The sequence below is a fragment of the Roseiterribacter gracilis genome, from assembly GCA_018332375.1.
GTDB classification, from domain to species: domain Bacteria; phylum Pseudomonadota; class Alphaproteobacteria; order BOG-932; family Roseiterribacteraceae; genus Roseiterribacter; species Roseiterribacter gracilis.
The window spans coordinates 1,532,577-1,544,854 of sequence record BOPV01000001.1; the positions used below are offsets into that span (position 1 = coordinate 1,532,577).

A 12,278-nucleotide genomic window follows, 5' to 3' on the forward strand; every position below is an offset into this window, starting at 1 on the left:
ACGCGGACGCCACGCGGGCCAGCATTGTCGAGGCGCAACGTCGCCAAAGGGGAGTCAGCGATGTCCGGGATCACAACCAAGCAGGCGGCCGCGCTGGCCGCGCTTCTCCTCGCCACCACACAGGCGCAGGCGCAGACCGCGCCGCCCGACGTCACCGAAGTCGTGGTCACCGGCTCGCGCATCCGCAACCCCGACGCGACCAGCATCAGCCCGGTCAGCGCCGTCAGCGGCGCCGAGCTGCAGGCACGTGGTGCCGCGCGCGTCGAAGATCTCTTGAACACGCTGCCGCAAGTCTATGCCGACCAGGGCGCCGGCAATCGCGGCGGCACGGTCGGTGCCAGCGGCACCGCGACGATCAATCTGCGCAATCTCGGCAACCAGCGCACCTTGGTGCTGATCGACGGTCGCCGTTTGATGCAAGGCGATCCGGCGCGCGCGTCGGCGCAGGCAGCAGATCTGAACAACATTCCCGCAGCCTTGGTGCAGCGGATCGAAGTCGTCACCGGCGGCGCGTCGGCCGTGTACGGCTCGGACGCGATTGCGGGCGTCGTCAACTTCATCATGAAGCGCAACTTCGAAGGGATCGAAGTCAACGCCGACGCCGGCTTTGCCAGCCACACCCAGGGCAACAATATTCGCAGCGTCGCGGGCGCTGCGGGCCAGCCCTATCCGTCGGGCACGACGTTCGACGGACCGCAAGGTGCGGGTTCGGTCACGTTCGGCAAAAACTTCGCCGACGGGCGCGGCAACATCACCGGCTATGTCGGCTATCGCCAGATCGAAGGCATCGGCACGTCCGAGCGTGACTTCCCGACCTGCAACCTGGCTGCGAACGCGACCGGCTATGGCTGCTCGCTGTCGAGCACGACGTTCCCCGGCCAATTCCAGTTGACCAATCCCACCACCGGCGCGGTGCGCGCGACGCTGGCGCTGAATCCCGCGACCGGCAACACGTTCCGCACCTACACGGCAGCGCTCGACGGATTCAACAACGGCAACACCTACGATCTGCAGGCGCCCGACAAGCGCATCAACGGCGCGCTGTTCGGCAAGTACGAGCTGGCAAAGTCGGCCGAGCTATACGGCGAGTTCATGTACATGCATGACCGCGCCGACATCCGTATTTCGCCGACCGGCGTGTTCACGGTGCCGGAACAGATTTCGTGCAGCAATCCGTTCCTGTCGGCGTCGCAGCGCGATCAGATTTGCGGCTCGGTCGGCCTGACGCCGGCGCAGAACGCCACCGTCAACGTGTCGTACCGCAACGCGCTGGGCGGCTCGCGCCACGATTACACGACGCATGATTCCTATCGCGCGGTCGGCGGCGTGCGCGGCGATCTCGGCGGCAGCTGGAAGTACGACGTGTACGGCCAGTACGGCTTCACCGATTACAGCTCGCGCCTCACCAACGAAATCTCGCTGGCGAAATTCGCCAAGGGGCTGAACGTGGTGTCGAACGCGGCCGGCCAGCCGGTCTGCGCCGCGGCGCTGAACGGCACCGATCCGTCCTGCGTGCCGTTCAATATCTGGCAGATCGGCGGCACCTCGGCGGCGGCGCTGAACTACGTCACCAACACGGTGCGCCGCACCGGCTATCTCGAAGAAGCGATCGGCAGCGGTTCGGTCACTGGCGACTTGATCAAGCTCAGCCCGCTCAGCGAGCAGAAGATCAGCGTCGCTGCCGGCGCCGAGTATCGCCACGAGAAAATCAGCTTCACGCCCGACATCTACTACCAGACGCGCGACACGGCCGGTAACTCGGGCGGCGAATTCCCGATCGCAGGCTCGTTCGACGTCAAGGAAGTGTTCGGCGAAGCGCGCATTCCGCTGATCACCGATCGTCCCTTCTTCAACAGCCTGTCGGCAGAAGTCGGCGGTCGTTACTCCGACTACAGCACCGCTGGCACCACGGAATCGTTCAAGCTCGGCGCCGAATGGTCGCCGGTGCAGGGCATCCGCGTGCGCAGCGGCCTGCAGCGTGCGGTGCGTGCGCCGAACCTGACGGAATTGTTCGGACCGCAGCGTACCGTCACCGCAGCACTGACCGATCCGTGCGAAGGCGCACGTCCGACGGCGTCGTTCGCTGCGTGCCAGCGTTCGGGCGTCACCGCCGTGCAGTACGGCCTGATCGCACCGGCTGCCGGCCAGCAGAGCGGCGCGCTGATCGGCGGCAATCCCAATCTGTCGCCCGAAACGTCACGCACCAAGACGTTCGGCGTGCAGTTCAACCCGCCGCAGATCCCGGGCCTGACCTTGTCGCTCGATTATTTCGACATCGACGTGCAGAAGTTGATCACCACTGTGCCGGCCGGTATCGAGCTGACCCAGTGCATCAACGCCAACACGTTCTGCAATCTGATCCAGCGCAACCCCGCCACCGGTTCGCTCGTCACCGGCGGTTTCGTCACCACCACCTACGTCAATGCCGGCTATCTCAAGACCAAGGGCATCGACGTCGCCGCGACCTACGCGATGGATCTCGGCAGCTACGGCGCCGTCGCGCTGAACTTTGCCGGCACGCATCTGTCGAAATACGAAGTGCAGATCTTGTCGGGCACGCCGTCCTATCGTTGCGATGGTTTGTTCGGCGTGACGTGCGGCATTCCGCTGCCGACCTGGCGGCATCGCCTGACGACGACCTGGACGCCGGCTGACGGTCCCTATTCGGTGTCGGCGACGTGGCGCTTTATCGGCTCGACCAGCAACGACAAGTCGAGCAGCGCGCAGTTCCTCACCGCCACGTACCAGCCCTACGATCTGAAAATGGCGCAGCGACATTATTTCGACCTCTCGGCCAGCGCTGCGCTCAACGACAACCTGACTTTGCGCCTCGCCATCAACAACCTGCTCGACAAGGACCCGCCGCTGTCGGCGAGCACCGGCGGCCAGGTTGCGAACGGCGCGTTCTATGGCGGCATGTACGACTCGATCGGTCGCTACATGTCCCTCGGCGCGACGTATAAGTTCTGAGGTCGGAGCAAGCTTGAGCAACACGCAGACTTCGGGGCGCAGCATCGGCAACGTGCCTGCGCCCCGAACCGGCCGCACCGTCACGGCGGCGCAACGCGACATTTTCCGCCGCATCCCGAAAGTCGAACTTCACTGCCATCTGCTCGGCGCAGTGCGGCAATCGACCTTCGCCGAGCTGGCGGCGATGCGCGCAGCGCCCGTCACATCCGATCAGATCGCCAGCTTCTACGCGCGCGGTGCGCGGCCGGTCGGCGTGCTGCATGTGTTGCGCACGCTGGAGAAACATATTCTGCTGACGCCGGATGATTTCCGGCGCATCGCCTACGAGTATCTCGAAGATGCAGCGCGCGAAGGCGTGCGGCACGCCGAATTCTTCTGGAACCCTACCGCAACCATCCGCGACGCGAAGCTGCCCTATGCCGCGCTGCAGGACGCCATCGTCGCCGGCATGCGCGACGCCGAGCGCGAATTCGGCATCAGCTCGCTGCTGATCCCCAGCATCGACCGCGAAGCAACGCCCGACGACGCGGTTGCGATGGTCGAGCTTCTGATCGCCAATCGCGACGACTCGGTTCCCGGCATCGGCATCGACTATCGCGAGAACGACCGGCCGCCCGAACTATTTGCCGAGGCCTATCACCGGGCGCGTCGCGCCGGGCTGCGCGCCACCGCCCATGCGGGTGAATTCGGCATGCCGTGGACCAATGTCGCGACCGCGCTGGATCTGCTGCAAGTCGACCGGATCGATCACGGCTATTCGATTTTGGAAAACCCGGCCTTGGTCGAACGCTGCGTCGAACGCGGCATCGTATTTACGATCGTGCCAACCAATTCCTATTACCTGCGCACGCTTGAACCCGAGCGTTGGGCAGCGGAACATCCGATCCGCGCCATGGCGCGTGCAGGGCTGAAGCTGCATCCGAACAGCGACGACCCGACTTTGCACAACGTCACGCCGGGCGGCGCGTGGGAGTTGATGTATAGCCATCTCGGCTTCGACATCGCCGCACTGCGCCAGATGATGCTGCACGGGCTGGATGGTGCGTGGATCGATACTGCGCGCCGCACCGCATGGGCTGCAGCATGGCCGATCGAATTTGATGCGCTGACGACGGCAACCAGCTGGCAGGAATCAACCTTGCCGTGACGGCGTCAGCCTGTCAGCGCCGCCATGCAACGGCGCAGCACCGCGTCTGCATCCAGCTCGGACAGGAACGACGCGTTCGGCGTCACCGTCTTGCGCGTATCGATCACGGTGCGTCCGCGCGTCAGCCCCTGCAGCTCGACATCGATGCGCGCCGGCATGTAGCGGCCAAGCGACGGGTCGAGAAACACGGCCGCTGCGACCGGATCATAAACCGCCATCTTTTCGCGCCCGCGCGACCGCGCAATATCGACATAGCCGTCGAGCAACGACGCCAGCAGCTTGGCCTGCGCGTGGCCACCAGCGCGTACCGCGTCGATCTGCGCCGCGCCAACCAGAACGCGGCGGCACGCATCCAGCTCGACAAGGCGCAACGGTGCGCCGCGATCGAGCAGCACAGCCAAAGCTTCCACGTCGGCGAAGGCGTTGTATTCGGCCGACGCAGTCTGGTTGCCGGTGGTCAGCGCGCCACCCATCCAGACGATCTCGTCGATGCGCGACGCTGCATCGGGATAGGCCAGATACAACGCGGCGAGATTGGTCAGCGGCGCCAGCGCCAGCACGCGTTTGGGCCCGGCTCCGTCGCGCGCCCAGGCAGCGAGCGCCGCCACCGCGTCACCATCGTCACGCAACGGCGCCGACGGCAGATCGCCGCCGCGCATGCCGGTTGGGCCCAGCACGTCTTCGGCGGTGATCACCGGACCCAGCAAGGGCCGTGCAGCGCCGACATAGATCGGGAAGGTCCAATCGAACAACGCGGCCGCGCGCGACGCGCTGTCCTGCACGCGCGCAAGCTGCGTGCAGCCGAAGCTGAGCGACAGGCCTGCGATCTTCTCGCTGGCCGCGACCATCAGCACCGACCAGATGTCGTCAAATCCGATGTCGGAATCGATCCAGACCGCCATATGGCTCTTTCCTTCCGGCGTGGCTGCGTTCAGCCTCGTTCGATTGTCATTGCTCGAAACGGTGCGCGTTGCAACACGCTAGACTGATCGCAACGCTGAGGCGGATCGGCATCCTGGCGATCGCAGTGTCAGGCGTGGCGTATCTCGCCTACGTGTTCTTTCACGAACCCGGCGACGACCAGGGCGGCGATCGTCTGGTGATTTCGGTCTATGGCGTGTCGCAGGATTCGTTTCGCAAGAATCTCTACGCGCCGTTCGAAGCCGAATGCGGCTGTACCTTGGTGGTCGAAACCGGCAATAGCGCCGAACGGCTGAGCAAGCTCGCTGCACGCAAGAACAATCCCGAAGTCGATCTTGCCGTCTTCTCGGACTTCGATGCGCTGGCAGCGCTGCGGCGCGGCCTGCTCGATCCAATCGATGTCAGCCGCCTCAGCAACTACAACAAGCTCTACGAATTCGCGCGCGATCCGATCGGCGGCCACATGGCCGTCGGCTACACGGTCTATGCCACCGGCATCGTCTATCGCACCGACAAGGTCGCGATCTCGTCGTGGCGGGATCTGTGGTCGCCGTCGCTGAAAGACCGTCTGGTGCTGCCGACGTTGACTTCATCGGGCGGGCCGCTGCTGCTGCAGATGCTGGAGCGCGCTGCAGGCGGCAGCGATCCGACCTTCGCCGGCGCGCTGGCACAAGTCGCAGCCAACAAGCGCAGTGTCGTTACCTTCTTCGAACGCAGCGCCAATCTGGTGCAGCTGTTTCAGCAGGGCGAAGCTTGGGCCGCGGTGACGGGACGCTACAACCTGCCGCTGCTGCTGCGGCTCAACATGCCGATCGCATGGGCAAGCCCAAGCGAAGGCGATGCGGGCGGGCGCAATGTGCTGGTGCTGATCAAAGGCTCGCGCCGCCGCGCGCTGGCGCTGCGCTTTCTCGACAAATGGTTGTCGACCGAGGTGCAGACCGCGATGGCGCTGGATCTGGTCGACAGCCCGGCCAACCGCGAAGCCACCTTGCCGCCCAACGTCGCATCGCTGCTGACCTATGGGCCCGAGATGATCGAGCGGATGAATTTCATCGCGCCCGCGGTCGTGCTCGATCATCGTGCCGCCTGGACCAAGGCGTGGAACGAGACGATTGCGCGATGAACGCACGGACCCGCGGCCTGCTTCTGCTGACGCCAGCGACACTCTTCGTGTTCGTCGCTTTTCTGGTGCCGTTGGCGATTCTGCTAGCGGGTAGTTTCCAGCGCGATGACGGCGCCATCGGCCTGCAGCGCTATGTCGAGTTCTTCGCCGACCCGCTGCACCAGGAAGTCGTGCTGCGCACTTTGCGCATCGGCGCGTTGGTGACCTTGGCTGCGATCGCGCTGGGTTATGTCGCCGCGTTAGCGATCGTCGATCTGTCGCCGACCAGCCGCGCGCGTCTGGTCGGGCTGGTGACCTTGCCGATCATGATTTCGCCGGTGGCGCGCACCTATGCCTGGATCGTGCTGCTCGGGCGTACCGGCCTGGTCAATAATCTGGCGCTGCAATTCGGCCTCACCGATGCGCCGTTGCGCTTTCTCTATACCGAGCCGGCCGTGTTCGTCGGGCTGCTGCAGCTGTTGTTGCCGCTGATGATCCTGTCCTTGGTCAGCGCGCTGGAAAACGTGCCGCGCGACGCGGTGCCGGCCGCGCGCATGCTGGGTGCGAACTGGTGGGTCGTGTTCACGCGCGTGCTGCTGCCGTTGACGCGCGACGGTCTCGCCACTGGCGGCGTGCTGGTCTTCACCGGTGCGATCACTGCGTACATCACGCCGGCCATGCTGGGCGGCGCCAAGATCCTGATGCTCGAGACGCTGCTCTATCAGCGCGTCAACGTCACCGACGATATCGCAACCGCGACCGTGATCACCGCGCTGCTGGTTTCGATGAGCATCCTGGCCAAGCTGGTGTTGAGCCGCCTGGCAAAAGGACGGTCGAAGTGAACGGCCGCGCGTTGCAATGGACCGCGCTGGGAGCGGTGCTGCTGTTCCTGCTGGGGCCGTTCGTGATCATTCTCGCTGCGGGTGTCTCGGACGGCGAGACGCTGACCTTCCCGCCCGAAGGCGTGTCGCTGCGCTGGGCCGCGTCGGTAGTGGCCATTGCAGAGTTGCGTCATGCCTTTGCAATCTCATTCGCGCTGGCGGTACTCAGCACGTTGGGTGCGTTGCTGCTCGGTATTCCCGCCGCCTACGCGCTGGAACGGCTCGATCCGCCCGGCGCGAACATCGTGCGCGCGGTCGTGACGTCGCCGCTGGTCGTGCCGGGCATCGTCGTTGGCCTGGCCCTGCTACGCTATTTCGTCATTCCGCTCGGCATCGGCGTACGGCCGGCGCTGTTGGCGTCGCATATCGCGCTGTTGATCCCCTATGCGGTGCGCGTGGTCGCGGCCAGCCTGCGCAATCTGCGCGTCGATATCGAAGACGCCGCCATCATGCTGGGCGCGACGCCGTTGCAGGCCTTCTTCCAGATCGTGGCGCCCAACATCCGCAACGGCGTGATCGCATCCTTCATCCTCAGCTTCATCACCTCGTTCAATCAGGTGCCGGTGTCGCTGTTTCTGTCGGGCCCGGGCATCTCGACCTTGCCGATCGAAATGCTTGCACGGATCGACTTCACCTACGACCCGTCGATCGCGGCGCTGTCGGCGATGCTAGCGCTGCTGTCGATTGCGATCGTGTTTCTCGCCGAACGTCTGCTGGGATTGTCGCGCTATGTCTGACGCATTTCTTCGCCTGCACGACGTCACCTTGCGCTATGGCCGCACGATTGCGGTCGAAAAGCTCAATCTCGCCGTCAGCGCGGGCGAGTTCGTGGCGCTGTTGGGCCCGTCCGGTTGCGGCAAGACCACGACGATGCGCGCCATCGCCGGCCTGTTGAAACCCTCGGCCGGCCGTATCGTCATCGACGGCGCCGACGTCACCCGCGTCGCACCGAACAAGCGCGACGTCGGCCTGATGTTCCAGTCCTACGCGCTGTTCCCGCATTTGACCGTGTTCGAGAACGTCGCCTTCGGATTGCGCCTGCGCAAACTGCCCGATGCCGACATCAAGACCCGCGCAATCCAGGCACTCGCCAGCGTCGGGTTGGCCGGTACCGAGGAAAAACTGCCGAAGGAATTGTCGGGCGGGCAGCAACAGCGCGTCGCGCTGGCGCGCGCCATCGTGGTGCGACCGCGTTTACTGCTGCTGGACGAGCCGCTGTCGAATCTCGATGCGCGGTTGCGGCTGGAGATGCGCAGCGAGATCACGCGGCTGCAGCGCGAATTGAACCTGCCGATGATCTATGTCACGCACGATCAGGTCGAAGCGCTGGCGCTGGCCGATCGCATCATCGTGATGCGCGCCGGACGGATCGAACAGGACGGCACGCCCGAGGTGATTTACGCCAAGCCGCGCAACGAATTCGTCGCGCGCTTCGTCGGATTCGAAACCATTCTCACCGCCGCGCGCCTCGCCGCACATGCGCGCCTGCCTGGGCCCGCATATGCGTTCGGCTGGCGTCCGCGCCATGTCGTCGTCGGCACCGGCCCCTATCAAGGCCATGTGCGCGGCGCCTCCTATCTGGGTGAGACGGTCGAGTATCTGATCGAGAGCGAGTTCGGTCCGATCAAAGCCGAAGTGGCCGCTGACGCGCCGCGTCACGGCCCCGGCCAGGCGGTCGCGTTCGACCTGCCCTTCGCACGCGCCGCGCCGCTTGCTGCGGATTTGCCCGCGTAACATCGCCGTGCTTCCTTGCCGTCGATGAAGCTCGACCTGCCTCGCGTCATCGGCCATCGCGGCGCCTGCGCCGACGCCCCCGAGAACACGCTCGAATCGTTTCGCGAAGCGCATCGCCAAGGCGCGCGCTGGATCGAATTCGACGTGCGGCTTGCGCGCGACGACGTCGCGATCGTGCTGCACGACACGACGCTCGATCGCACCACGACTGCACGCGGACCGGCGCGCGCGATCGACTCTGCAAGCCTGGCGACGATCGACGCAGGCTCGTGGTTCGGACCGGCTTTCGCGCAGGCGCGCGTGCCGACCTTGGCCGCGACCTTGGCACTGGCGAGCGAACTTGGGCTTGGCTGCAACGTCGAACTGAAAGCCGAGCCCGGCGACGCGGCGGCGTTGGCCAAGGCGGTGGCAGCCGAGATCGCGGGCAGCGATCTCACACTTCTTCTGTCGAGTTTCGATCCGGATTGCGTCGCCGCCTGTGCCGAATTCGCGCCGTCGGTGCCGCGCGGCGCGCTGATCGATGGGCGCTGGGGGGCCGACCCGATCGCGACCGCCCGGTCCTACGGCTGCACCACGTTGAACGCCCGCGCCGACCAGGCGCTGGGCTTTACCGGATTCGGCCTGCCCGTCCTGGCCTATACGGTCAACGATCCGGGCCAGGCGACCATGTTGTGGGCCCGCGGAATCGCTGGGGTTTTCAGCGACCGCCCCGGCCTGCTCCTGGCTGCGGCGGCATAAAGGCTTCCGATACAGGCCCCCGGGCTATATGAACTTCGACATTCCAGAAGGTCCGGAGTTCTTGCTGTGAAGCCGTTGAATCCCCTGCGTATCTCGGGGCGAGAGGTGCTGCCGATCGTTGAAGGCGGCAAGGGCGTTTCCGTGTCGAACGGCGAAAGCTCGGGCGCATGGGCCGCAGCGGGCGGCATCGGCACGTTCTCGGGCGTCAACGCCGACAGCTACGACGCCAACGGCGTTGCGATTCCGCAGATCTATCACGGCCGCACGCGTCGCGAGCGCCACGAAGAATTGATCGCCTACGCAATCGCAGGCGGCGTCACGCAGGCGAAAATTGCGCACGAACGTTCCAACGGGAACGGCCGCATGCATGTCAACGTGCTGTGGGAAATGGGCGGCGCCGAACGCATCCTGCACGGCATTCTCGAAGGCGCGAAAGGTCTCGTGCACGGCGTCACCTGCGGTGCCGGCATGCCGTATCGCCTGGCCGAGCTGTGTGCGCGCTATGGCGTCTTCTACTACCCGATCGTTTCGTCGGCGCGCGCCTTCAATGCGTTGTGGAAGCGCGCTTACAATCGCTTCCCCGAATGGCTTGGCGGCGTCGTCTACGAAGATCCGTGGCTTGCCGGCGGACATAACGGCCTGTCGAACGTCGAAGATCCGTTGAAGCCGGAAGATCCCTATCCGCGCGTGCGCCAGCTGCGCGAAGCGATGGCGGGCTTTGGGCTCGATCATATTCCGATCGTGATGGCAGGCGGCGTGTGGTGGCTGTCGGAATGGGAGCATTGGCTCGACAATCCGGAACTCGGCCCGATCGCATTCCAGTTCGGCACGCGTCCGTTGTTGACGCAGGAAAGCCCGATCTCGCCCGCGTGGAAGCAGAAGCTGCTGACGCTCGAAAAAGGCGACGTCTATCTCAACCGCTTCTCGCCGACCGGTTTCTATTCGTCGGCGGTGCGCAACCCATTCCTGCGGCACTTGCAGGAACGTAGCGAACGTCAGGTCGCCTATCAGACCGAGGCGGTCGCCGATCACGATTGCGAATTCCCATTCGGCAAGCGCGGGCGTCACGTGTTCCTGACGCATCACGACAAGAAGTCGGCCGATGCGTGGGTGGCGCAGGGCTACACCGAAGCGATGAAGACGCCGGACAACACGCTGATCTTCGTTACGCCGGAAGACAGCAACCAGATCGTCACCGACCAGATCGAGTGCATGGGCTGCCTGTCGCACTGCGCCTTCTCGAACTGGGCGCAGAACGAGGAAGGCTCGACCGGCCGCAAGGCCGATCCGCGCAGCTTCTGCATCCAGAAGACGCTGCAGAACATCGCCCACTCGGGCGACGTCGATCACCAGCTGATGTTCGCCGGCAACCGCGCCTACCGGTTCCGGGACGACCCGTTCTACGCCAACGGCTTCATTCCGACGGTCGGCCAGCTGGTCGACCGGATTTCGACCGGCAGGTAGACAAAACCCAGCCCGTTTCCCGCGTTCACCAAGGCTTCGCGGGCGGGCTGGCGGCCAAACTTTCCTTTACGAGCGAACGCGCTAGATTCTCTCCAGATGACCGACCACGCCCCCACCCACGACCACCAGGACCCGGCCGCGCGCCTGGCCGAGTTTGGGCTGCGCCCGACCCGGCAGCGCCTTGCCTTGGCGCGCCTGCTGTTCGACGGGCGCGAACGGCATTTCACCGCCGATCAGCTGTATGACGAAGCCGCCGGTGCGGGGGCCAACCTGTCGCTGGCGACGGTCTACAACACGCTGCGCCAGTTCACCTCGGTTGGGCTTCTGCGCGAAGTCTCGGTCGATGCGACGCGCAGTTGGTTCGACACCAAGGTCGACGATCACCACCATTTCTTCTTCGAAGAAGATGGGCGGCTGATGGATATCGATCCGGCGCAGATGACGCTGGGCAAACTTCCTGCCGCCCCCGACGGCAGCGAGATCAAGCGCGTCGACGTCGTCATTCGCGTCGCGAAGCCGTAAAAGGCCTCTGCTTCTTTCGCTCGCTTTCGGAGCAACCATGAAAACGCCCGCGGATTTCTCGATCGGCGATGAATTCGTCGCGCCCGGTTTGGCCAATGGCCAATTCACGCGCTGGCGCGTCACCGACGTCGGCACGCGCACGATCGTCGCAATCCGCGTCGACGAAGTGACGGTCGATCGCGATGACGGAAGCCAAGCGACCTACGAAGGCGATGCGGCCGAGCCGTTCCTGCAGGGCCCGCCCTACGACGTGCTCGAACATGTCTTCGACGAAGACGATCTGGAAGACGACGATCTGGTCATCGTCACCGACGACGACTGAGATCTACTGGACGATCTCGCCGGGCATCACGCCCCACAATTCTTCGTGGGTCATCCAGCCGCGATAGGAATCGACGCGCACTTCGCACCAGGTCGGATCGCAGCGGACCAGCCGCCCGATCACCCCCGGCTCTAACGTTGCGACAGGGGGCGCGCCGAACTTCGCTTCGGCGCGCAGCGGGCTGGGCTGCTTGCCTTGCACGATCACCGACCGGCGTCCCGCGAGCATGCCTTGATGCACCCAGCCTTCGGTGCCTTCGATGTCGCGGATTTTGCGCCACGTATCGAAGCTGGCGACGACCTCGACCGGCAGGCCTTTGCGCGTGAACACCCAATCGATCGGATAGGAGGTCGCGGGCCCTGCCCGCACATTGACCTTGTCCGAGCGCAGGACCTGAAACCGCGCCGCGTTCTTTGCGTCGTCCGCGGCCATGGCGGCTCCCGCGACGAACATCGCGAAGAACGGCAGAAAGAGGCG

The 12,278-nt window shown here is 64.9% G+C and carries 12 protein-coding genes; 10 read left to right on the plus strand and 2 right to left on the minus strand.

Annotated elements, in window-relative coordinates; translation table 11 throughout:
• Positions 1 to 60 precede the first annotated feature (60 nt).
• Positions 61 to 2,970: a TonB-dependent receptor domain-containing protein gene (locus TMPK1_RS07590; protein ID WP_420242362.1), complete on the plus strand. Its 2,910-nt coding sequence runs from the start codon at positions 61 to 63 to the stop codon at positions 2,968 to 2,970.
• 13 nt (positions 2,971 to 2,983) lie between these two features.
• Complete coding sequence (add, locus tag TMPK1_RS07595; protein ID WP_420242364.1) at positions 2,984 to 4,117, plus strand: adenosine deaminase; 1,134 nt, start codon at positions 2,984 to 2,986, stop codon at positions 4,115 to 4,117.
• A 5-nt stretch (positions 4,118 to 4,122) separates the two neighbouring features.
• Here the strand turns inward: add and TMPK1_RS07600 are convergent, their stop codons facing one another.
• Complete coding sequence (locus tag TMPK1_RS07600) at positions 4,123 to 5,019, minus strand: nucleoside hydrolase (RefSeq protein WP_420242366.1); 897 nt, start codon at positions 5,017 to 5,019, stop codon at positions 4,123 to 4,125.
• A 134-nt stretch (positions 5,020 to 5,153) separates the two neighbouring features.
• Here TMPK1_RS07600 and TMPK1_RS07605 point away from each other — a divergent pair, with 134 nt between their 5' ends.
• From TMPK1_RS07605 to TMPK1_RS07640, 8 genes are all read left to right on the plus strand, one after another.
• Complete coding sequence (locus TMPK1_RS07605) at positions 5,154 to 6,161, plus strand: ABC transporter substrate-binding protein (RefSeq protein WP_420242368.1); 1,008 nt, start codon at positions 5,154 to 5,156, stop codon at positions 6,159 to 6,161.
• Positions 6,158 to 6,982: an ABC transporter permease gene (locus TMPK1_RS07610; RefSeq protein ID WP_420242369.1), complete on the plus strand. Its 825-nt coding sequence runs from the start codon at positions 6,158 to 6,160 to the stop codon at positions 6,980 to 6,982. The genes TMPK1_RS07605 and TMPK1_RS07610 overlap by 4 nt, the downstream gene beginning before the upstream one ends.
• Complete coding sequence (locus TMPK1_RS07615) at positions 6,979 to 7,758, plus strand: ABC transporter permease (protein WP_420242370.1); 780 nt, start codon at positions 6,979 to 6,981, stop codon at positions 7,756 to 7,758. Before TMPK1_RS07610 ends, TMPK1_RS07615 begins: the two co-directional genes overlap by 4 nt.
• Entirely contained in the window at positions 7,751 to 8,755 is a 1,005-nt protein-coding gene (locus TMPK1_RS07620; RefSeq protein ID WP_420242372.1) for an ABC transporter ATP-binding protein, read from the plus strand. Before TMPK1_RS07615 ends, TMPK1_RS07620 begins: the two co-directional genes overlap by 8 nt.
• 24 nt (positions 8,756 to 8,779) lie before the next feature.
• Positions 8,780 to 9,493 (plus strand): glycerophosphodiester phosphodiesterase family protein, encoded by a 714-nt coding sequence (locus TMPK1_RS07625; RefSeq protein WP_420242373.1) that lies wholly within the window; start codon positions 8,780 to 8,782, stop codon positions 9,491 to 9,493.
• Between the two features lie 66 nt (positions 9,494 to 9,559).
• A complete protein-coding gene (locus TMPK1_RS07630) occupies positions 9,560 to 10,957 on the plus strand; it encodes an NAD(P)H-dependent flavin oxidoreductase (RefSeq protein WP_420242375.1) in 1,398 nt (465 codons plus the stop codon).
• A gap of 96 nt (positions 10,958 to 11,053) precedes the next feature.
• A complete protein-coding gene (irrA, locus tag TMPK1_RS07635) occupies positions 11,054 to 11,479 on the plus strand; it encodes an iron response transcriptional regulator IrrA (protein ID WP_420242377.1) in 426 nt (141 codons plus the stop codon).
• Between the two features lie 37 nt (positions 11,480 to 11,516).
• The gene (locus TMPK1_RS07640) at positions 11,517 to 11,801 is read left to right on the plus strand and encodes a hypothetical protein (protein ID WP_420242378.1); all 285 of its coding nucleotides are present in this window, start codon (positions 11,517 to 11,519) and stop codon (positions 11,799 to 11,801) included.
• 3 nt (positions 11,802 to 11,804) lie between these two features.
• Here the strand turns inward: TMPK1_RS07640 and TMPK1_RS07645 are convergent, their stop codons facing one another.
• Positions 11,805 to 12,233 (minus strand): SH3 domain-containing protein, encoded by a 429-nt coding sequence (locus TMPK1_RS07645; protein ID WP_420242379.1) that lies wholly within the window; start codon positions 12,231 to 12,233, stop codon positions 11,805 to 11,807.
• Positions 12,234 to 12,278 lie beyond the last annotated feature (45 nt).

What these genes read in the sequence shown, in the direction of transcription:
- TMPK1_RS07590 (WP_420242362.1), top strand. Translation starts at nt 61, where the DNA reads ATGTCCGGGATCACAACCAAGCAGGCGGCCGCGCTGGCCGCGCTTCTC.
- TMPK1_RS07600 (WP_420242366.1), bottom strand. Translation starts at nt 5,019, where the DNA reads ATGGCGGTCTGGATCGATTCCGACATCGGATTTGACGACATCTGGTCG.
- TMPK1_RS07610 (WP_420242369.1), top strand. Translation starts at nt 6,158, where the DNA reads ATGAACGCACGGACCCGCGGCCTGCTTCTGCTGACGCCAGCGACACTC.
- TMPK1_RS07620 (WP_420242372.1), top strand. Translation starts at nt 7,751, where the DNA reads ATGTCTGACGCATTTCTTCGCCTGCACGACGTCACCTTGCGCTATGGC.
- TMPK1_RS07625 (WP_420242373.1), top strand. Translation starts at nt 8,780, where the DNA reads ATGAAGCTCGACCTGCCTCGCGTCATCGGCCATCGCGGCGCCTGCGCC.
- irrA (WP_420242377.1), top strand. Translation starts at nt 11,054, where the DNA reads ATGACCGACCACGCCCCCACCCACGACCACCAGGACCCGGCCGCGCGC.
- TMPK1_RS07640 (WP_420242378.1), top strand. Translation starts at nt 11,517, where the DNA reads ATGAAAACGCCCGCGGATTTCTCGATCGGCGATGAATTCGTCGCGCCC.
- TMPK1_RS07645 (WP_420242379.1), bottom strand. Translation starts at nt 12,233, where the DNA reads ATGGCCGCGGACGACGCAAAGAACGCGGCGCGGTTTCAGGTCCTGCGC.